Here is an 18,300-nt window from a genome sequence, read left to right as displayed (position 1 = left end):
CCCCCTGATCAGAACATCAGCTCTTCCCAGCGGCGCATAAACAAAGCTCTGGCCTGTACTGGGTTGAGAGGTGTGATAAGAATGTCTGTCGGTTTGATACCTTTCAGAATCGGCCAGAAGTTATCAGCATCTACTTCCAGATCCCGGCGTTCGGTCGCCAGCATGATCAGGTCAGCAGTTTTGACGATGGCGCTCATCTCGCGTGGCAGTTTGTACTTCTCGCGGATCAGGGCGTCAATCTGGCGCTCTACTCGGGAATAGTCCGGCAGCATGCGTTTCAGCGGTGCGGGGATGTCCTTCATGTACGCTTCAGTGGCGTCATGCAACAGGGCTTCGCGCTGGTATTGCGGTTCAACAATCATGCTGCACAGAACAGAGTGCTGAGCCACGCTGTAGAAGTCGGCAATCTGCCCTGCAAATCGGCATTCGTGGGACAGACCCTGCGCGATGTCGGCGATATTGAAGGCGAGCACATTAGGATTTGAGAAATCCAGATGCTGGCCGGAAAAGGTGGTTAACCAGGTCATAAAATTACTCCACACATTAAGAGAGAAATATGCTGCACACTGTTTTTGGGTTGATCGAAGCCCTTGCCGGTTGTGGCAATTAATTTGCTCAGGCATAGATAAGAGCCGCTGGTTGAGCAATGGGTATACTGGTTTCGCTCCGGGGTTGTTTTTACGACCCTTATTTACTCTGGTTTCAGCGGTAAGAACACTCGCGACCAATGCGCTTACCTGCTGTACCGACTTATCAGTGATCTTTCTGCTGCACTAATCCGGCGAAAATGGAGAAAGCTGCTACACTAAAATATGAATAGGAAAACTCTTAATAATTCCAATTAAGTCCCGCACCTATCGCCAGAGTTCTAAAAATGCCTGATATAAAACTCTCTTGTGAGAAATGTACTTCTGAACGTTTTGTAGCCTCTTCCAATTATCCAAGCTCTGACATGGTTTCCTCACTCGTCTGCGCTCTTTGCCACCACCCAGTAGATGTGAGCTCAGTAGTCACATTCAGGGACACTCCCTATATTGCCCTAGTTCCGCCTCTGCCAGACCACCTCTTTCCCCATATTGAATCCAGCCGCCAGGGTTGAATTATTCAAACTGCCATTAAGCTACAGTGTTCTTTCTGTTGCGTGCCTGGTCACTTCTCCACCTCAGGCGGCGGTGTTATCTTGGTAGTTCTCACACAGCCAAGAAGGAAATGAAGGTGGAAAACGCTTCGACTAATTTAGTCACTTTAGCCCGTAGGATTGAAGCTCTTGAGAACGCATTCACGGTAGCGCTTCATTCCGTTTCAACCGCCTTACCCACAGTAAAGAGCGACGTCATTGAAAATCTAAATCGTCATGCTCAAGCTTATAAAGGTAAGGATCCTGCCGTTGCCTCGGCAACCAAGTTGCTCATTAACCGAATTGAAGCTTTCAATCCGAAGATAAGAGATTAATTTTGGTAATCTCGCCGCCTTCTATAAAGGCGGCTACTCCCTGTGCTTGCTCTTGCAAGCTTTCAGAATCCGTTTCTTCGATGAACTCTTTATTCGAAGATGCCAGACCAACAGTTTTCGGTTCTTGCTTATCCATCCTGATACCTCATTAAGCAGCTATGTTCTTGCCGTTGTGCAACCGATGAATTAAATATACAAAACGTATTTTAATAAGTAAATACAAATTGTATACAATCCATATCAATATTGGGTAACATAATGTATTTTAAGTTGTTTTAATTTCTGGGAGGCTGATCTGTGATGGAAGAACTCGGGGATGATTCAGGGGAATAATGTTAGAAAGCCAGCCTCAAGACTGGCTTAAGATCAAAAGTGCTCTAAACAAGGCGCAATTTTGTTTCAACAGCAACGCCAATAATTCTGCAGTTGCCGTTGATAGGCACTAGCGGCCATTGGGGGTTCAACCCTTTCAAGTACTTCTGCCCGCCGTCAATAACAAGCTTTTTGAAAGTGGCTTCATTGGAGTCTGAAAGCTTGGCGATGACTAAACTTCCGTTGGTTGCATCTCGACCAGTATCAAATAAGACATAAGTTCCCTCTGGAACGCTTAGGCCCACAGGAGCAGTCATTGAATCGCCATCAACCTTAAGCCAAAAGGCATCTCCCTGAATATGAGCATCAGACTCCAGCCATTGGTCTATGTCTTTCAAGGAGTAAGCTTCAACAGCCTCCCCCCACATCCCAGCCTTTATACTGCTTACTACAGGATATTTTTTGCCTGAAGAATAAGGCCCAATGTAGGCAACGTCACCCTTAAGTTCTTCATCGATAATTAACCCGCCAGCACCAACCGAAAAGTTACGTTTTCCTAAAAAATGCAGGATTTTTGAAATGTCACTAAGGCTGGGCTCCCGCCTGGCATTTAGCCAATGGCTCACCGCACCTTTAGTAATACCAAGATGTTCTGCTAACTGCTCTTGATTGATGCCCTGATTTTTCATCAGAGACTTAGCGAGATCGTACCATTTCATAGTCATACCCAAATGATACAAGTTGTATACATACAATCGAGACACATAACGTATATCTTCTTGCGAGATATGAATACAAAATGTATATTTAGTGTGTTTACAGGAGAACTCAATGAACAACCTACGAGCCATACGAACCAAACTGGGCATTACTCAAGGGCACTTAGCTAATGCCCTAGGGATAACAAAGGGAGCGGTTTGTCATTACGAGAACGGCAAGAGAAACGTAAACATTGATCAATGTAGGACCATCGTTTCTGCGCTTAACAATTTTGGCGCGAATGTAAGCATTGATGATGTTTTCCCACCAACAAAGACTATCACTGCTGGCGCTCAGCCATAACTACCGAAGGAAAAATGAAATGGTAGATCTCAAATCAACAGTAAAAGCGATGTGCAAAGCCTACCCCGGCGGACGGTCTGCAATGGCTGGCGCTCTGGGCATGACTGAAACGCAGTTCAACAACAACCTGTATGAAAAAAACGGCTGCCGGTTTTTCGAAATTGTTGAGCTGGAAGCGATGGAAGACATCAGCAGTACCAGTTTCCTGGCTGAATACTTCGCCCAGCGCCGCGGTGGCCTGTTCGTCGATATCCCTCAGTTGGACGAATTGGACCAGGTCGAACTGTTCAGCAAAAGCTTGCGCACGGCGGCGCACCGTGGACACGTCGACATGATTATTCAGGCAGCCCTGGAAGATGGTGTGATTGATGAAGCTGAGGCCGCAGAGATTATGAAGTATCACCACCGTCATTTATCGGCGCGTGATGCTGAGGTTCGGGCTGTGCTGGCGCTGTTTGGCAAAAAGCAGAAGTCCGGAAAGGTTGACGCCCCAAGTGTGCAGCTTGAGGCGTCGGGCGCATTAAAAACGTGTGTGGAGTAATTAACGCATGAACAGTTTACTCGTAAAAGCTGGCGTTCCGCAAATGCGCGGTAAAGCTACTGGCGGTACCGCTGGCTCTTTCTCGTATGAAGTGATTATCGATGGTGAGTGGATGCCCTGCAACTACCAGTTCGCGGCGTGGTGGGTAGGTTACGTCCGCCATAGCAGCCAGAAGGTGACGGCATGTCTGAAGAAATCCAAAAGCTGGACAGGCGTTACTAGCATTGGCGGGGCGTTGTGGTACACGTCGTGGGCTTCGACAGAGCAGGGGATCGCGTCATCTTCATGCGCGCCGGTTACCCGCATGAGTGCGCCCAGTCTACTGAACAATTCCGGCGAAAGTTTAAGAGGGTCTTATGAGCGTTAAGTTATCCGCATACGTCTGGGATGGTTGCGCTGCTGCCGGTTTAAAAATATCGGCGGTTGCCATTATGGCGCGCCTCGCTGACTTCAGTTCTGACGAAGGCCTGTGCTGGCCGTCGATTACCACCATTGCCCGCCAGCTGGGTGCCGGTGAAAGCACTGTGCGCACTACGTTGGGCAAACTTGAGGCTGACGGCTGGATCACCAGTACCCAGCGCCGCAAGGGAAACCGCAATACGTCGAACATGTACCAGCTGAATATTGCGAAGCTTCGTGCTGCTGCTGAACCGTCAGATTCTGACGCATCAAAATCTGACGCATCAAATTCTGACCGGTCAAAATTTGAGGCATCAAAATCCAACACGAATACCGGTTTTCACCCGCCAGAATCTGGGGGGGATCCGTTAGTAAATTCAAAACAAGATCCATCAGATAATAAAACCTCTTGTCAGCCTGCTGTGCAGACCGACGCCGAAGTCGAAATTACTGATCAGGCTAAACAGGTTCTGAACTACCTGAACCAGGTCACCGGCTCCCGCTATCAGGTCAGCAAATCCTCACTGGATAACATCCGCGCCAGACTGCGTGAAGGCTTCACCACTGAAGAACATCAGCTGACGGTTGATTACATGCATGCCAAATGGGGAGGCGATCTGGAAATGGCCGAGTACCTGCGACCGTCCACGCTCTTTCAACCTTCAAAGTTCCCTGGCTACCTCGAAGGCGCTAACGCCTGGAATCGTGCAGGCCGTCCAGCGCGCAAAAACGGGAAGTGGGAGCGTGAAGGTGACGTTGCAGTTGATGCAGCCGAGCGGGATGCGGCATACCGCCGGTTCATTAGCGGAGTAGCGGCAACCAAGGCACCGAGTGCGCTGGAAAAAACGGTTTGCGCCGAGGCCAGCAAAGCCAACATCCGCAGCATGCGCGCCGATTTCGCCATATCGCAGTGGGCCAAGATTTGGAAAGAATGTGCCCAGCGCCAGCAGGGAGTGAAAGCAGCATGAAAACTTACCCAGAGTTAGTTCTTGAAGAACTGCAACGCGATAGCACACCGCGGTCATCAGCACAGCTTGAAGCGCTGATCGTAGCCAGAACCGGCATGACACCCCACAAGACGGCAATTCACAGCGCAATCATCGCATTGAGAGCCCGTCCTGAAGTGCATCTGGTTCATACCGAGACTTACCCACGCAAATACAGCCTTGCAACACCATCAGGTTCAGTGAAAACCAAGGCTGAAATCAGTGCTGAGTTTGAACGCAATCTGTGGGCAGTACGTCAGGGAAGGGGGCAGGCATGACATCTGAATTCGCAAGCACCACACCAAACGAGCACAAAGACCGCTGGCAGACGCCGGTTGAAGTATTCACCGCGCTTGATCTGGAGTTTGGTTTTTATCTGGACGCCGCCGCCGACCACCAGAATGCGCTGTGTGCCAGGTATCTGACCGAAGCCGATGATGCGCTGGCTGCCGATTGGGAGAGTTACGGCGCCATCTGGTGTAACCCGCCATACAGCGCGATCACCCCGTGGGTGGAGAAGGCCGCCGAGCAATGCCGCGCCCAGCACCAGCCGGTGGTAATGCTGTTGCCCGCCGATACCTCAACAGGTTGGTTCTCGCTGGCGCTGACTACCGCCGACGAAATCCGCTTTATCACTGATGGTCGCCTGTCCTTCATCAATGCCGGTACCGGCAAGCCAGGGAAGAACGGCAACAGCAAGGGCAGCATGCTCGTTATCTGGCGCCCATTCATCAAACCGCGCGGGCAATTCACCACCGTTTCGCGTGAAGCGCTGATCACTGCTGGCGCTGAGTACCTTCAGGAGGTGGCAGCGTGAACGAACTCCAGAAAATCTGGCTCGATGCCTATCGCAGCTATCTCAAGGCTGCATCACCAACTGGCGAGCTTTGCCCGTCGGATCACGATAGTGCGCTGGACCATGCTGATGCTGTGCTGAATAGCCTGCTCAAAGCAGGGGAGGTGAAATAGTGAAAACGGCAACGGTAAATATAAATAACTACGTCAAGGTAAAGCTGAACGAATTTGGCCTGTCTGTCATGAAATCGAATCGTGAAGAACTTCAGCGCATTGCACCAAGCCTGCCTGACTTTACACCACCAGCTACTGATTCCGAGGGGTATTCAAAATTTCAGCTTTGGTCACTCATGCAGGCTTTCGGTCCGGTTATTCATCTGGGGGGAGAACTTCCATTTGATAGCGAAATCCAGTTTACCTGCGAGTCGGTTATCGAGGAGGAAGAATGATCCTGACGTTACCATTCCCGCCGAGCGTCAACGGTTATTGGCGCTCAACCCGAAAGGGTGTGCTGATCAGCGAGCGCGGGCGGATCTTCCGTTCCAATGCGCTGGCGTCGATTTATCAGCAGTTGCGTAGCCGCCCGACGGCACTACTCACCGAACTGGATGTGCATCTGGTGCTCTACCCCCCGACCAGGGCGAAACGCGATTTAGATAATTTCCAGAAGGCTCTGTTTGATGGTCTGACCCATGCGGGGATCTGGAAAGACGACAGCCAGGTAAAACGAATGACGGTCGAATGGGGACCGGTTATCAAAGAAGGGAAGGCAGAAATAACGATTACTGATTTCAAACCCGCCGGTGTGCAGCCGGTTTAACGTGTGGAGTGATTATGTCGAACAGTTTGCTGTCAGGAAAAGTGGTAACGATGTCGAGCCGTGAGATTGCGGAGCTGGTGCAAAGTAAGCATAGCGACGTGAAACGGTCAGCTGAAAGGCTCGCAGTTGGTGGCGTTTTAACCGCGCCGTTGGCGCAGTTCGAATTTGAGCATAACGGAAACAGATATTTTGAATACCGGTTCAATAAGCGCGATTCGCTGGTGCTGGTTGCCCGGCTGTCGCCCGAGTTCACAGCCGCGGTAGTTGACCGCTGGCAGGAACTGGAATCGAAAAGCCAGTTACCTCAGTCATTGCCGGAAGCGTTACGACTGGCTGCTGATCTGGCCGAAGAAAAACAGGTACTGGAATCTCAGCTGGCGCTGGCCGCGCCGAAAGTTGATTTCGTTGATCAGTACGTCATGGCTAAGGGCTCTATGGGATTCCGCGCGGTCTGCAAATTGCTGCATGCGAAAGAACCAGAATTTCGGTTGTTCCTGCTTGAGAAAGACATTGTTTACCGGCTGGAAGGCCAGTTGACGCCAAAGGCCAATCATTTAGAGGCAGGTCGATTTGAGGTGAAAACCGGTACCAGCCAGCAGAATCAGCATGCGTTTCGACAGGCCAGATTCACGGCGAAGGGTATTGAATGGGTTGCCGGACTGTGGGCCGGCTATCTGCGACAGAAACAGGAGAACGCGGCGTGAGAGCATTACTGAAACCATACCCCCAGCGAGAGTTGGGGATCGTGCAGTTCGCGCTGCCGGCGGACATGGTGAAGTTCTTCAGCAGTAAACGCCTGCTGATCACCAACGAGCCAGCCGAACTCCATAAACTGCCTGATGGTGTGGTACCGGCAGAAGCGCAATCTCTTTCGCGTGATCCGCGTCTGTCTGGTTTCCTGTCATCACCAGCAGTAATCGCCAGAGTTGGCGGCATGGAAGCGCTGACGCTGTGGGTTAAACGCCACCGTGTGTGCCAGTGTCCGGACTACAGCGGGGAATTTCATCACCATGAGCTGGTGCAGGTTCCCCGCGGTCGTGGCGTTGTCTGCCTGTGCTGGGCGCATGATAACGAGTTTCGGGAAAAAGAATCGCCAAAACTGGATGCTATCGCGCTGGTGAACGCCGCCGAGTTTGTGACTGAGGCGATCCGGTACCGTTATGGTCTGCTGGACGGGCGTCACCTTACTTTGCCGGAACTGTGCTGGTGGGCCGTGACGAAAGGGCTGGCTCATTTGCTGCCGCCGGAAATTATTTGCGAAGCGCTGGGGGTTAAATACAAACCCCCGGGTGGTCAGGGTAAAGAAGCGGATGTGAACCCGTGGGAGAGGCAACCACGTGAAGAGCTGGAGAACAACATCAAACCGGTTCTGGCGCTGGCAATCGACCCGGAGACGCCGGAATCATTCCTCCGTATTCCGAAGCGCCGCCGGTACGAAAACGCAAAATACACCCAATGGGTAAAGCGCCAGCCATGCTGCGGCTGTGGCAACGGGTCTGATGATCCTCACCATATAACCGGCAATGGCTTTGGCGGCATGGCAACAAAATCGCATGACCTGTTCGTGATCCCGCTGTGCAGACGGTGTCACGACTCACTTCATGCGAATACGCAGGCTTGGGAAGAAGAACATGGTGATCAGATGTATTTGGTCATGAAGACATTAGACCGCGCGCTGGCGATGGGTGTTATCGCTACCGGCAAGCAAAAATAAGTGTGGAGAGAAAAATGCGTGATATTCATGAGACTTTAGAACTTTGGGGCGCATGGGCTGCCAGCGACAATAGCGGTGTGGACTTTTCTCCGATAGCAGCAGGCTTCAAAGGTCTCTTGCCACAAACATCTAAGTCACGATTACAATGCGATGATGATGAAGGCATCTTGATTGACGGTTGTGTGGCGCGGCTTAAAAAATACAGGGTTGAAGAGTTCGAATTGATAATTTTGCATTACGTATTCAACATTTCATTAAGGACGATTGCTAAAAGACGAAAATGTTCAGATGGTACAGTGAGGAAAGATATGCAAACGGCACAAGGTTTTATACTTGGTGTACGAATGGTCATTAAGCCCAACTAGTGGGCCTAATAGTTCATGTGGATTCTATCACCTAAGTAATATAATCCAAAGAAGGTGGCAACAAGTAACTGCCAAGTGAGAAAAATAAATATGCATGAATAAGAAAAGTGTAATAAAAGGTAAGGGTAAGCTGCAAGTACAGGAGAGATGAACGCATTAAGCATTACGATGATAATGCTTAATGCTGTCAAAAATGAAAATAACATACATAAAAACAATCTCCTAGTGAGTTCTTCCTGAGAGTTAACGGTTCTTCCATTTTCTTTGGTTACAACTATCTCGATGAATGGCGCCCCATTTTCACCAATTAATGGATAGTCAATTTGCTCGCGATTGAAAGTTGCAATTGCAGCAAGGGCTGCTATGTAAAATCCCGGCAAACTTGTGATAAATGAGACTACTGTTTTAATGAAACCATTTTCTTTAGATAGATCAGTAAAAGGTATTTTTAGCAAATAAAAGTACCCTATAGATAGAAGCATCAATACAAAAGGTATATACCAATCGTAAGCTTTTTTACCATTGATACCTTTAATATTAAGGTAGCCAAAAGGTCTAACTAAATGAAATAATAATTCGCCCATATTAGCCTCACATAACATCAATCATTTTGGTCGCAGTTTCAAGTTCTATACTATCATAGGAGTCCTTCAATCGCGATGTAAACCCAGACAAAACGCTCTTTTTAATGAACGTTTTTTCTAATCCATCAAGTTTGATGTTTGATGTTTGAAGTTCAACTTGCCTGATGGCATCAGTATCTGGCTCTTTGAATTTTATCTTTATTAAGTCATAGCCGCCGTTATTATCCTGCTTAAAATAGGATGATATGTTTTTAACCCACCCTATGACATCTTGCTGGCCATGATTAGGGACAATTCTTAGAGTGCTTTGCTTAGGAATAATAGACTGATTAACATCAGGTGCATTAATAACAGAAAACTCATTTCTCACTAACATAACATCAGCAAGCCCTTCTTTATTAATTTTATTGAAAAGGTCCTGGTCAAGCTTGCCGCTCATATCAAATACTGGCTTGTACAATACCTTTTTGGGTTTGTTTGACGATGGAGAAATGACATTAGTTGTCGAGTTTGCCGTGAATTTACTTTCATGTTTTCTTGAAAGCTCAAAGAGTACTCTATCTAAAAAACCATTCATGCGGGATGTCGAAACTTTGGGGACCGGCATATAGGTCATATCGTAAGTCCTCTTATTGCCATTTAGGGATATCACAATATGAGAGGAAATTTCATATCCTTCACCAGCTTGGTGATTCGGAGAAATTTCTTGCCGGTTCAGAGTTTTAGTATTCTTAATTACGGTTACACTTCCGTTTTTGTTCACAACATTTACTAATAAAGCTAGGTGGCTTGCTATTTTATCTGACCTGTTTGATAAAACTTTTACATCCTGAAGTGTTAAAATAATTTCTCCATCCTGATAAGAATGAATCATACCCTTTTGTTCCACAATCCATGGTGATAGCTCAAGCATGGTAGGAATTGGGCAAACACATTGGGATTTTTGAGATTCCTCGATAGACTGTGTTCTAAATTTTGTATCAATAGTTACCTGATGATGGGTAACCAAACGGGTAAAGGCATCCAGAGTCGACATTTTTTCTTTTGTCCATGTTGTATATCGCTGTATAAGAAAATTTTACAAGAAGGCTAACGCGTACGCAAAAACTATCGTAATCTGTTAAGAGTGGTCACGTAGTCACAAAGCTTAGACAATCTCAGAACCTCGCTCAGGCGGGGTTTTGACATTTCTGGAGGATAGTAAAATGTACCAGTAAACGGATAGACCGCAGACGTCAGCCAACGCAGCAGTTGTGATGCTGCCCCGAGTCCAATAATGGAGCCAGCTTTGCATCTGGTCAGGGTAAATGACAAAAGAAGCACCGTTAGAGCTTGCGAGAGCCAACCGCAAAACGGTTACAGCCAAATGCGTGACTCAAAGGCATGAGCGCGGCCACTGCGAAAAGTGGTTTCGAATAAAGAAAAGCCCCGGCATCTGCCAGGGCTTATTTGTTTGTGGAATGGGCGGCGTACATGATGCTGATAACATCGTGCACGCCATTCGCCCGTTAGTTGGTCACGAGCGAACCTAGGCCCATTGCTGATGTGCACACAGCAAATGGAGCCTATCAAAAAGGGCGTCTCTGATCTATGAAAAACACTGTGAATTTAAACAGTATAAATATTATTTGTGCTGACTCACTTCAATACATCAAAACCTTACCTGATAACTGCATTGACCTGATAGCTACGGATCCTCCATATTTCAGGGTTAAATCATGTAAATGGGACAATCAATGGCCTGACGAGTCAGCTTATCTGGCGTGGCTTGACGAGATGTTTGCGGAGTTCTGGCGCGTACTAAAACCATCAGGCAGCCTGTACGTATTTTGCGGTTCGCGTTTGGCTGCTGACACTGAGTTACTGATGCGTGAGCGGTTCAAAATTCTGAACCACATCATCTGGGCCAAACCTTCTGGGCCGTGGAACAGGCAGCACAAAGAAGACTTGAGGTCGTATTTCCCAGCCACTGAGCGGATCCTCTTCGCTGAGCATTACAGCGGACCTTATAGAGGTAAGGCATCGAGTTATTCCACGCAGTGCAAGGAGCAGCGCAAAAATACGCTCAAGCCTTTGGTTGATTATTTTAGTGATGCCCGTAAAGCCTTGGGGATAAGTGCTAAAGTAATTCATGAGGCTACTGGTAAGCAAATGGCTTCGCATTGGTTCAGTGAGAGCCAGTGGCAATTACCCAGTGAGAAAGACTACCTGGCGCTTCAAGGCTTATTTGATCGCGTAGCCCGCGAAAAACATGCGCGGCAAGAGCTGGAACTCCCTCATCATCAGTTGGTAGTGGAATATCATTCATTATCCCGACGTTATGCGGATCTGGTGGATGAGCTAAAGCGTTTGCGGCGGCCTTTCGCAGTGACGAGTCTCGTACCGTTTACTGACGTGTGGACGTATAAGTCAGTTCCATATTATCCCGGTAAACATCCGTGCGAAAAACCAGCTGAGATGATGAGAGACATCATCAACGCCAGCAGCCGACCGGGTGATGTAGTGGCTGATTTTTTCATGGGATCAGGTTCCACGATAAAAGAGGCCATCAAACTGGGACGTTTCGCGCTTGGCGTGGAACTGGAAGAGGAACGGTATAACCAGACGTTGGGAGAAGTATTCCCTGAACAGTCGAATGCCTCATAACACATTACAGCCCCGGCATAGTCTGGGGCTTTTTTATGCCCTCGATTCGTGGAGGACAATAACAGCGATAAGGGGTTTATCAATGTCCGAGCCGGTATCAGCTACAGCGGCTTCAGCGGCGCTTGCCACGGTCGGCGTTTTCGGCTGGTTCACCGGTCTGGATTACGGCGTGGTTTTCGGTGCCTTTGCTGGCGCTGTTTTCTACGTCACGTCAGCCGTTGACCTGTCAGCGTGGCACCGTATTTCGTATTTTGGCGTTTCATTCATGTGCGGCCTGTTTGGTGCCGGTGTTGCTGGCGCTAAGTTGGCGGCCTGGCTCAGTTACCCTGATAAACCATTGGATGCCTTGGGCGCGGTGATCATCTCCGCACTGGCGGTGCAGTTGCTTACGTTCGCCAGCAACAGGGCAAAGAACCCAACATCACTGATTGATCGGTGGAGGGGGCAAAGTGGTAATAAATGACCCGCTGGTAATCCTGAACGTGGTGGTGTGTACGTTGGTTGTTATCCGGCTGAGCTTCTTTCGAAAGAACGGGGCTACACATCGCCGCTGGGCGTCGTGGTTGGCCTACTTGCTGATCCTGATTTATGGTCATGTCCCGCTGCGTTTCCTGTTCGACCATTACGACGGCACGCGCTGGGCTATCCTCTTGCTGAACCTCGTTATCTGCATTGCAATATTCGCAGTGCGTGGGAACGTGGCGAAGATCATTAAAGTCCTGAGACATCCGCAATGACAAAAGATCAATTTACACGGGCGGCTTCCCTGAGCGCCGACTTAGCCGCGCGCTGGTATCCGCATGTGGTGTCCACGATGGCTGAATTCGATATTTCCACCCCGGCGCGTAAGGCGGCATTCATTGCGCAGGTGGGGCATGAGTCTGGTGGATTTAAAACGCTGGTCGAGTCCTTCAATTATTCGATCGCCGGCCTTTCGGTGTTTACGCGCCTCACTGCATCACAGCGTGAACAACTCGGGCGCCGGAATGGTGAAGGTCCACTGCCTGTTGAGCGCCAGCGCGCCATTGCTAATCTTGCTTATGGTGGCCGGTACGGAAACAAAGCCGCGGGTGACGGTTATAAATTCCGTGGTCGTGGCCTGAAACAAATCACGTTCCTCGATAACTATCTGGCCTGTGGCCGTGCGCTGGGCATTGACCTAATCACCGATCCTGACTTGCTTCTGAAAGATGAATACGCGGCGCGGTCGGCGGGCTGGTTCTGGAAAGCCAACAACTGCAAAAGCTTCGCCGACTCAGGCGACTTTGTGGGGCTGACCAAACGCATCAACGGTGGCGTAAATGGTCTGGCCGATCGGCAGGCTCGTCTGGCAATTGCCCAGAAAACACTGGGCATCTGAGAGGCACAACGTGGAAACATCCCTGTTCTCTGCTGTGCTTAAAGCTCACTGGAAATCGGCGGTTGCCATACTGCTGGCCGCCGCGCTTGTGTGGTGGATTGAGGGGCTGCGCTGGGACGCCAACGTGTCAAAGCTGAAAGCGACCCACACCGCAGAGCTGAAGAAAATCAGTGATCAGGCAGTGATTGACCTGACCAACCAGAAGAAACGCACCGAAGCGGCACAAACCGCATTGGCGGCGCTGGATGCCAAACACACGAAGGAATTAGCCGATGAACAGGCCAAGAATGACAGGCTGCGCGCTGATGTCGCTGCTGGCACTCGCCGGGTGCGGATCGCGGCAGCAAACCTTGCCACCTGCGAGCTCGTCGGGAACAGTACTACCGGAACCGGCGGCGTGGGCGATGCAGCACAAGTCGAACTCTCTGGCGCTGGTGGACGGGCTGTTCTCGATCTCCGAGCCAGCGCCATCAAAGACGACAAAGTGATCCAATACCTTCAGGGTTTCGCCGCTGAAGCCCGGAAGCGATGCAAAATCCAATAGGTAATGCTCAATGAAAACTGATAAGACAAGTGCAGAAATAGACCAGGCTGTTTCTCAATACAGCAGTTCTATGAGCATTGCGGTTCAAGATTCGTTAGCCACCAAGTTAAAACTCAGTCCTGAAATGAAAGTCGCAATCACTGAAGTGGTAGAGGAGACGATTAAGCGCGCTTTGCAACCGGGTGGGATTCTTTATCGAAGATAGCCAAGGCATTACAGCATGCATTCACTGAGTGCCTGTGATAATGATTATCATTTATGAAAGGTACTCCCGGCAGGGGGCCTCTCCACGGGGCGGCGCGCTCGCGGAAAACGGCTAGTTTTTCGGATCCTAGGTCATCATCATCATCTGTGCAGGTTATTGATTTTTATAATACCCAATTTGCAAAGATGTCGATTCGTTTAAAAAGTGTTCACCATCATGGACCAAGAGATCGCCTCACTCAAACTCAACATCAACCAGCTTGCAGGTATCACCGGTGTGCATCGGCAGACCGTCGCGGGGCGCCTGAAGAATGTTGATCCCGCCCCAGGCAGTAATGCGAAACTTAAATTATTTTCAGTTACAGATGTGCTAACTGAATTGATGACCCCCACGGTTTCAGGTGACGTCGCTGAAATGACGCCATCCGACCGCCTGGCGCACTGGAAGGCCGAGAATGAGCGGCTGAGTTTTGAGCAAAGCATGGGGCAACTTATCCCTGCGGAAGACGTGGCAAGAGAATTTTCGGTTATGGCGAAGGCAGTCGTTCAGGTACTGGAAACGTTGCCGGACGTGCTCGAGCGAGATTGTGCTCTTCCGCCGTCTGCCGTGATGCGAGTACAAAATATTATTGATGATTTGCGTGACCAGATTGCGCAGAAAGTCATTGACGCAGAACCGGAGGAGGAGACGTCTGAGGAGGACTGATGGCAAAGCGGGCTTCAGCGCGTGGTATCCGGAGAGATGTACCAGGAATACTTCGCGCACCGCGGCGTATGCTGGTTGCCGATGCGGTCAGCCAATATATGCGTGTACCGATGGGGGCTGGCAACTCCGTTCCCTGGGATCCGAATCTGGCGCCGTATGTCATTGAGCCTATGAATTGTCTGGCATCGCGTGAATACGATGCCGTGATTTTCGTCGGACCGTCCCGGACGGGTAAAACCATCGGCCTGATTGATGGCTGGATAGTCTACAACGTTGTCTGCGATCCCTCCGATATGCTGCTTATCCAGATGACAGAAGAGAAAGCGCGCGAACACAGTAAAAAGCGTCTTGACCGTACTTTCCGCAGCAGCCCTGAAGTAGCCAAGCGCCTGAGTCCCCGGCGTAATGACAACAACGTCTACGACCGAACGTTTCGCGCCGGTAACTACCTTAAAATCGGCTGGCCCTCTATTAACATCATGTCGTCATCCGATTATAAGTGCGTGGCGCTGACGGACTATGACCGCTTTCCCGAGGATATCGACGGAGAAGGTGACGGCTTCACACTGGCCTCAAAACGTACCACGACATTTATGTCATCCGGTATGACGCTGGTGGAGAGTTCACCGGGCCGCGATATCCGAGATACCAAGTGGCGGCGAAGTTCACTTCATGAAGCCCCGCCGACCACCGGCATTCTTTCATTATATAACCGCGGCGATCGCCGACGCTGGTACTGGCCTTGTCCGCACTGCGGCGAACACTTCCAACCGGCGAAAGATGTGGTGCAGGGCTATCAGAATATTGTCGATCCGGTGGTTGCCAGCGAGGCGGCATTCATTGAATGCCCACATTGCCGCGGAAAAGTCACAGCAGACCAGAAGCGCGCTTTAAATCAGAAAGGCGTCTGGCTGCGTGATGGCGAGAAGATTGACCGTGATGGCACTGTCACGGGCACGGCCAGACGCTCGCGCATTGCGTCATTCTGGATGGAAGGGCCTGCGGCGGCATACCAAACGCTTTCGCAGCTGGTCTACAAACTGCTTTCAGCTCAGCAGGATTACGAGGCGAACGGCAGTGAAGAAACCCTTAAAGCGGTGATCAACACCGACTGGGGTCTGCCTTACATTCCTCAGTCCAGTGCTGAGCAGCGGAAATCCGAAACCCTTATGGCACGCGCCGTTACCGTCACTAAGCGTACGGTGCCAGACGGCGTGCGTTTTCTGGTGGCGGCCGTTGACGTGCAGGGCGGGCGCAACCGGCGGTTCGTTGTGCAAGTTATTGGCTATGGCGCGCACGGTGAGCGGTGGATAGTCGACCGGTATAACATCAAACAGTCGATGAGAACGGGACCAAACGGCGAAAGTCCGCCGGTTGACCCTGCAGGCTATCTGGAAGACTGGAACCTGCTGCGCACCGACGTGCTGGATAAGACCTGGCCACTCGATAGTAATCCGGATGTTTCTCTGTCCGTCTTGGCGATGGCCGTTGATTCCGGCGGTGAAGACGGCGTCACCGGTAATGCCTATGAGTTCTGGCGACAATGCCGCCGCGATGGCGTACATAAGCGCGTTTATCTCTTTAAAGGCGACAGCACCACCCGCAGCAAGCTGATCACCAAGTCATTGCCGGACAATACCGACCGCCCAAACCGCCGGGCAGAGGCCCGCGGCGACGTGCCCCTCTATCTTCTGCAAACCAATATGCTCAAAGACCGGATCAGTAACGCGCTTCAGCGCGATACGCCGGGGGCTAACTACGTTCACTTTCCTGACTGGCTGGGAGAGTGGTTTTACGACGAACTGACCTATGAAGAACGAGGTGCTGACGGCAAATGGACGAAGCCTGGCAAAGGAGCGAACGAAGCGTTTGACCTGATGGTTTACGCCCATGCGCTGGTGATTTTGCGAGGGTACGAACGGATAAACTGGGAAAAGCCGCCTGATTGGGCGCAACCCATTCAACAATCCGCTCCCCTTGCACCTTCTGAAGCATCCGTTCCGAAACCCCGCAGCAACCATCAAAAACCGAAAACAACCCGCGTCAAGAAAGAGGATAAACCCTCTGCCTGGGCGCCATCAACATCAGGAGGCTGGGTATGAATCAGGCCGATATTGAAGACATGATCCAGCAGTATATGACTGCTGAACGCGCCGTCCTGCAGGGGAAATCCATCACCTTTAACGGGCAGTCCATGACGATGGAGAACTTAAGCGAGATACAAAAGGGGCGCGAGAAATGGGAGCGCCGGCTCAGCACGTTACTGGCTGCGCAGCGCGGGCGACCGCAATACCGGCTGGCGAGGTTTGTGTGATGAGCCTGATTGATGATGCCATTGGCATATTTTCGCCGGGCTGGAAAGCTTCCCGGTTGCGGTCCCGTGTGGCTATCAATGCCTATGAGGCAGCATTGCCGACCCGTACGCACCGGGCGAAGCGGGAAAACCGCAACGCAAATCAGCTCACGCAGTTTGCTGGCCGGTCGATCAGGGAGCAGGCGCGCTGGCTGGACAATAATCACGATCTGGTGATTGGCCTGCTGGACAAACTCGAAGAGCGTATTGTCGGCGCGCGCGGAATTGTGGTTGACCCTCAGCCCATCCTGAAAACGGGGCTGGTGGCCGATGAGCTCTCGAAACAAATACGGGCAGCCTGGGCGGAGTGGTCAGTTTCCCCCGATGTGACAGGGCAGTTTACCCGTCCCGTTCTTGAGCGGCTGATGGCAAGAACCTGGCTGCGCGACGGAGAGGTTTTCGGCCAGATGGTACGGGGTTCAGCACCCGGACTTACCCCGACGGCGAAAATTCCATTCTGGGTTGAGGCGCTGGAGCCGGACTACATTCCTTTGGAGATGAACGATACCGGGAAGGGAGTTTGTCAGGGGATCTATCTCAACAACTGGGGCCGCCCGACAAAGTATGTCGTCTATAAAAATCTGGTGACTTCAGGTGTGGCGCTCGGTAACACAAAAGAAATCCCCGCAGACGGCATGATGCACCTGAAATTCATGCGCCGGCTTCATCAGGTCAGGGGAAACAGCCTGCTATCCGGCATTCTGATCCGCCTGAGCGCGCTGAAAGAGTATGAAGATTCTGAACTGACGGCCGCACGTATTGCCGCCGCGCTGGGTATGTACGTCAAAAAAGGAGACGGGCAATCCTACGAAAACGCGGATGGTAATGGTAAGGACTCCCGCGAGCTTAATATTGAGCCCGGCATGCTCTTTGATGACCTCGAGCCCGGCGAAGAAATCGGAATGATTAAATCGGACCGGCCGAATCCTAACCTTGAGACGTTCCGCAACGGGCAGCTCAGGGCGGTGGCCGCCGGCAGCCGCAGCAGCTTTTCCAGTATCTCCCGCAACTACAACGGCACTTACAGTTCTCAGCGTCAGGAGCTGGTGGAGTCCTTTGAAGGCTACGGCATTCTTCAGGATGCATTTATTGCCGCAGTGACCCGACCGATGTACCGCAGCTGGTTGCAGATGGCGATCACGGCAGGCGTGATCGACGTACCGCCCGATGTGGACATGGCGACGTTGTTTAATGCGGTCTACAGCGGGCCGGTGATGCCGTGGATTGACCCGATGAAAGAGGCCAACTCCTGGCGCGTGCTGTTACGCGGCGGTGCGGCGACAGAAGGGGACTGGGTCAGGGCGCGCGGCGCGAATCCGGGCGATGTAAAACGCCGCCGCAAGGCGGAAGTCGACGAAAACAAAACGTTAGGTCTGGTCTTCGACACGGACCCGGCAAACGATAAAGGGGAAGCCAGTGCGAAAGAATCGAAGAAATAAACTGGGTGTGTCACCCAA

Annotated in this window: 28 protein-coding genes; 23 read left to right on the top strand and 5 right to left on the bottom strand. The window is 51.0% G+C overall.

The genetic code is table 11. The annotated features are described in order from the left end of the window. Positions 1–8: 8 nt before the first annotated feature. Positions 9–527 (bottom strand): HD family hydrolase, encoded by a 519-nt coding sequence (locus EC840_RS05490; RefSeq protein ID WP_132964305.1) that lies wholly within the window; start codon positions 525–527, stop codon positions 9–11. Positions 528–1,215: 688 nt separating this feature from the next. Between EC840_RS05490 and EC840_RS05480 the strand changes: the two genes are divergently transcribed. Beyond that, entirely contained in the window at positions 1,216–1,452 is a 237-nt protein-coding gene (locus tag EC840_RS05480) for a hypothetical protein (protein WP_132964301.1), read from the top strand. Here the strand turns inward: EC840_RS05480 and EC840_RS25255 are convergent. Further along, entirely contained in the window at positions 1,430–1,588 is a 159-nt protein-coding gene (locus EC840_RS25255; protein WP_165929012.1) for a hypothetical protein, read from the bottom strand. The genes EC840_RS05480 and EC840_RS25255 overlap by 23 nt on opposite strands. A gap of 241 nt (positions 1,589–1,829) precedes the next feature. Continuing rightward, entirely contained in the window at positions 1,830–2,489 is a 660-nt protein-coding gene (locus EC840_RS05475; RefSeq protein WP_132964298.1) for a S24 family peptidase, read from the bottom strand. Between the two features lie 106 nt (positions 2,490–2,595). Between EC840_RS05475 and EC840_RS05470 the strand changes: the two genes are divergently transcribed. From EC840_RS05470 to EC840_RS05420, 12 genes are all read left to right on the top strand, one after another. Beyond that, positions 2,596–2,826 (top strand): helix-turn-helix transcriptional regulator, encoded by a 231-nt coding sequence (locus EC840_RS05470; protein WP_132964296.1) that lies wholly within the window; start codon positions 2,596–2,598, stop codon positions 2,824–2,826. A 19-nt stretch (positions 2,827–2,845) separates the two neighbouring features. Beyond that, positions 2,846–3,367 (top strand): YmfL family putative regulatory protein, encoded by a 522-nt coding sequence (locus EC840_RS05465; protein ID WP_132964294.1) that lies wholly within the window; start codon positions 2,846–2,848, stop codon positions 3,365–3,367. 237 nt (positions 3,368–3,604) lie between these two features. Continuing rightward, positions 3,605–3,727: a DUF4222 domain-containing protein gene (locus EC840_RS05460; protein ID WP_243701021.1), complete on the top strand. Its 123-nt coding sequence runs from the start codon at positions 3,605–3,607 to the stop codon at positions 3,725–3,727. Further along, on the top strand, positions 3,724–4,734 hold the full coding sequence (locus EC840_RS05455; protein ID WP_132964292.1) for a conserved phage C-terminal domain-containing protein: 1,011 nt from the start codon (positions 3,724–3,726) through the stop codon (positions 4,732–4,734). Before EC840_RS05460 ends, EC840_RS05455 begins: the two co-directional genes overlap by 4 nt. Further along, positions 4,731–5,030 carry a hypothetical protein gene (locus tag EC840_RS05450; RefSeq protein WP_132964290.1) on the top strand — a complete coding sequence of 100 codons (300 nt, stop codon included), beginning with the start codon at positions 4,731–4,733 and terminating at the stop codon, positions 5,028–5,030. Before EC840_RS05455 ends, EC840_RS05450 begins: the two co-directional genes overlap by 4 nt. Further along, complete coding sequence (locus tag EC840_RS05445) at positions 5,027–5,569, top strand: phage N-6-adenine-methyltransferase (protein ID WP_132964288.1); 543 nt, start codon at positions 5,027–5,029, stop codon at positions 5,567–5,569. The genes EC840_RS05450 and EC840_RS05445 overlap by 4 nt, the downstream gene beginning before the upstream one ends. Further along, a complete protein-coding gene (locus tag EC840_RS25250; RefSeq protein WP_165929011.1) occupies positions 5,566–5,721 on the top strand; it encodes a hypothetical protein in 156 nt (51 codons plus the stop codon). The genes EC840_RS05445 and EC840_RS25250 overlap by 4 nt, the downstream gene beginning before the upstream one ends. Then, on the top strand, positions 5,721–5,996 hold the full coding sequence (locus tag EC840_RS05440) for a hypothetical protein (RefSeq protein ID WP_132964286.1): 276 nt from the start codon (positions 5,721–5,723) through the stop codon (positions 5,994–5,996). Before EC840_RS25250 ends, EC840_RS05440 begins: the two co-directional genes overlap by 1 nt. Continuing rightward, on the top strand, positions 5,993–6,367 hold the full coding sequence (locus tag EC840_RS05435; protein ID WP_132964284.1) for a RusA family crossover junction endodeoxyribonuclease: 375 nt from the start codon (positions 5,993–5,995) through the stop codon (positions 6,365–6,367). Before EC840_RS05440 ends, EC840_RS05435 begins: the two co-directional genes overlap by 4 nt. Before the next feature lie 14 nt (positions 6,368–6,381). Next, positions 6,382–7,071, top strand: a complete 690-nt coding sequence (locus EC840_RS05430) for a DNA-binding protein (RefSeq protein WP_132964283.1) — start codon at positions 6,382–6,384, stop codon at positions 7,069–7,071. Further along, positions 7,068–8,081 carry a DUF968 domain-containing protein gene (locus tag EC840_RS05425; RefSeq protein ID WP_132964281.1) on the top strand — a complete coding sequence of 338 codons (1,014 nt, stop codon included), beginning with the start codon at positions 7,068–7,070 and terminating at the stop codon, positions 8,079–8,081. The genes EC840_RS05430 and EC840_RS05425 overlap by 4 nt, the downstream gene beginning before the upstream one ends. A 14-nt stretch (positions 8,082–8,095) precedes the next feature. Beyond that, positions 8,096–8,446, top strand: a complete 351-nt coding sequence (locus EC840_RS05420; RefSeq protein ID WP_132964279.1) for an antiterminator Q family protein — start codon at positions 8,096–8,098, stop codon at positions 8,444–8,446. Positions 8,447–8,451: 5 nt separating this feature from the next. On the opposite strand, the gene EC840_RS05415 is transcribed toward EC840_RS05420, so the two are convergent. Continuing rightward, positions 8,452–9,030, bottom strand: a complete 579-nt coding sequence (locus EC840_RS05415) for a hypothetical protein (protein WP_132964277.1) — start codon at positions 9,028–9,030, stop codon at positions 8,452–8,454. 7 nt (positions 9,031–9,037) lie between these two features. Further along, positions 9,038–10,066 carry a hypothetical protein gene (locus EC840_RS05410; protein WP_132964275.1) on the bottom strand — a complete coding sequence of 343 codons (1,029 nt, stop codon included), beginning with the start codon at positions 10,064–10,066 and terminating at the stop codon, positions 9,038–9,040. 554 nt (positions 10,067–10,620) lie between these two features. Here EC840_RS05410 and EC840_RS05405 point away from each other — a divergent pair. The 10 genes from EC840_RS05405 (at position 10,621) to EC840_RS05360 (ending at position 18,282) form a co-directional block, all read left to right on the top strand. Continuing rightward, positions 10,621–11,676, top strand: coding sequence for a site-specific DNA-methyltransferase (locus EC840_RS05405; RefSeq protein ID WP_207914743.1), 1,056 nt, complete (start codon positions 10,621–10,623; stop codon positions 11,674–11,676). Positions 11,677–11,758: 82 nt separating this feature from the next. After that, complete coding sequence (locus tag EC840_RS05400; protein WP_132964273.1) at positions 11,759–12,139, top strand: phage holin family protein; 381 nt, start codon at positions 11,759–11,761, stop codon at positions 12,137–12,139. Further along, positions 12,126–12,413, top strand: coding sequence for a phage holin family protein (locus tag EC840_RS05395; RefSeq protein ID WP_132964271.1), 288 nt, complete (start codon positions 12,126–12,128; stop codon positions 12,411–12,413). The genes EC840_RS05400 and EC840_RS05395 overlap by 14 nt, the downstream gene beginning before the upstream one ends. Beyond that, positions 12,410–13,036 (top strand): glycoside hydrolase family 19 protein, encoded by a 627-nt coding sequence (locus tag EC840_RS05390; RefSeq protein ID WP_132964269.1) that lies wholly within the window; start codon positions 12,410–12,412, stop codon positions 13,034–13,036. The genes EC840_RS05395 and EC840_RS05390 overlap by 4 nt, the downstream gene beginning before the upstream one ends. Before the next feature lie 10 nt (positions 13,037–13,046). Beyond that, positions 13,047–13,580 carry a lysis system i-spanin subunit Rz gene (locus tag EC840_RS05385; protein WP_243701020.1) on the top strand — a complete coding sequence of 178 codons (534 nt, stop codon included), beginning with the start codon at positions 13,047–13,049 and terminating at the stop codon, positions 13,578–13,580. A gap of 10 nt (positions 13,581–13,590) precedes the next feature. Continuing rightward, on the top strand, positions 13,591–13,785 hold the full coding sequence (locus EC840_RS05380) for a hypothetical protein (protein ID WP_132964265.1): 195 nt from the start codon (positions 13,591–13,593) through the stop codon (positions 13,783–13,785). 216 nt (positions 13,786–14,001) lie between these two features. Beyond that, the gene (locus EC840_RS05375) at positions 14,002–14,490 is read left to right on the top strand and encodes a DUF1441 family protein (RefSeq protein ID WP_132964263.1); all 489 of its coding nucleotides are present in this window, start codon (positions 14,002–14,004) and stop codon (positions 14,488–14,490) included. Further along, positions 14,490–16,592: a phage terminase large subunit family protein gene (locus tag EC840_RS05370; protein ID WP_132964261.1), complete on the top strand. Its 2,103-nt coding sequence runs from the start codon at positions 14,490–14,492 to the stop codon at positions 16,590–16,592. Before EC840_RS05375 ends, EC840_RS05370 begins: the two co-directional genes overlap by 1 nt. Beyond that, the gene (locus tag EC840_RS05365) at positions 16,589–16,804 is read left to right on the top strand and encodes a hypothetical protein (RefSeq protein ID WP_132964259.1); all 216 of its coding nucleotides are present in this window, start codon (positions 16,589–16,591) and stop codon (positions 16,802–16,804) included. Before EC840_RS05370 ends, EC840_RS05365 begins: the two co-directional genes overlap by 4 nt. Beyond that, positions 16,804–18,282: a phage portal protein gene (locus EC840_RS05360; RefSeq protein WP_132964257.1), complete on the top strand. Its 1,479-nt coding sequence runs from the start codon at positions 16,804–16,806 to the stop codon at positions 18,280–18,282. Before EC840_RS05365 ends, EC840_RS05360 begins: the two co-directional genes overlap by 1 nt. Positions 18,283–18,300 lie beyond the last annotated feature (18 nt).

It is taken from the genome of Rahnella sp. JUb53, from assembly GCF_004346065.1.
Lineage (GTDB): Bacteria > Pseudomonadota > Gammaproteobacteria > Enterobacterales > Enterobacteriaceae > Rahnella > Rahnella variigena.
The sequence above is the reverse complement of the archived record's forward strand: the minus strand, read 5'-3'. Positions and strand labels throughout refer to the sequence as shown.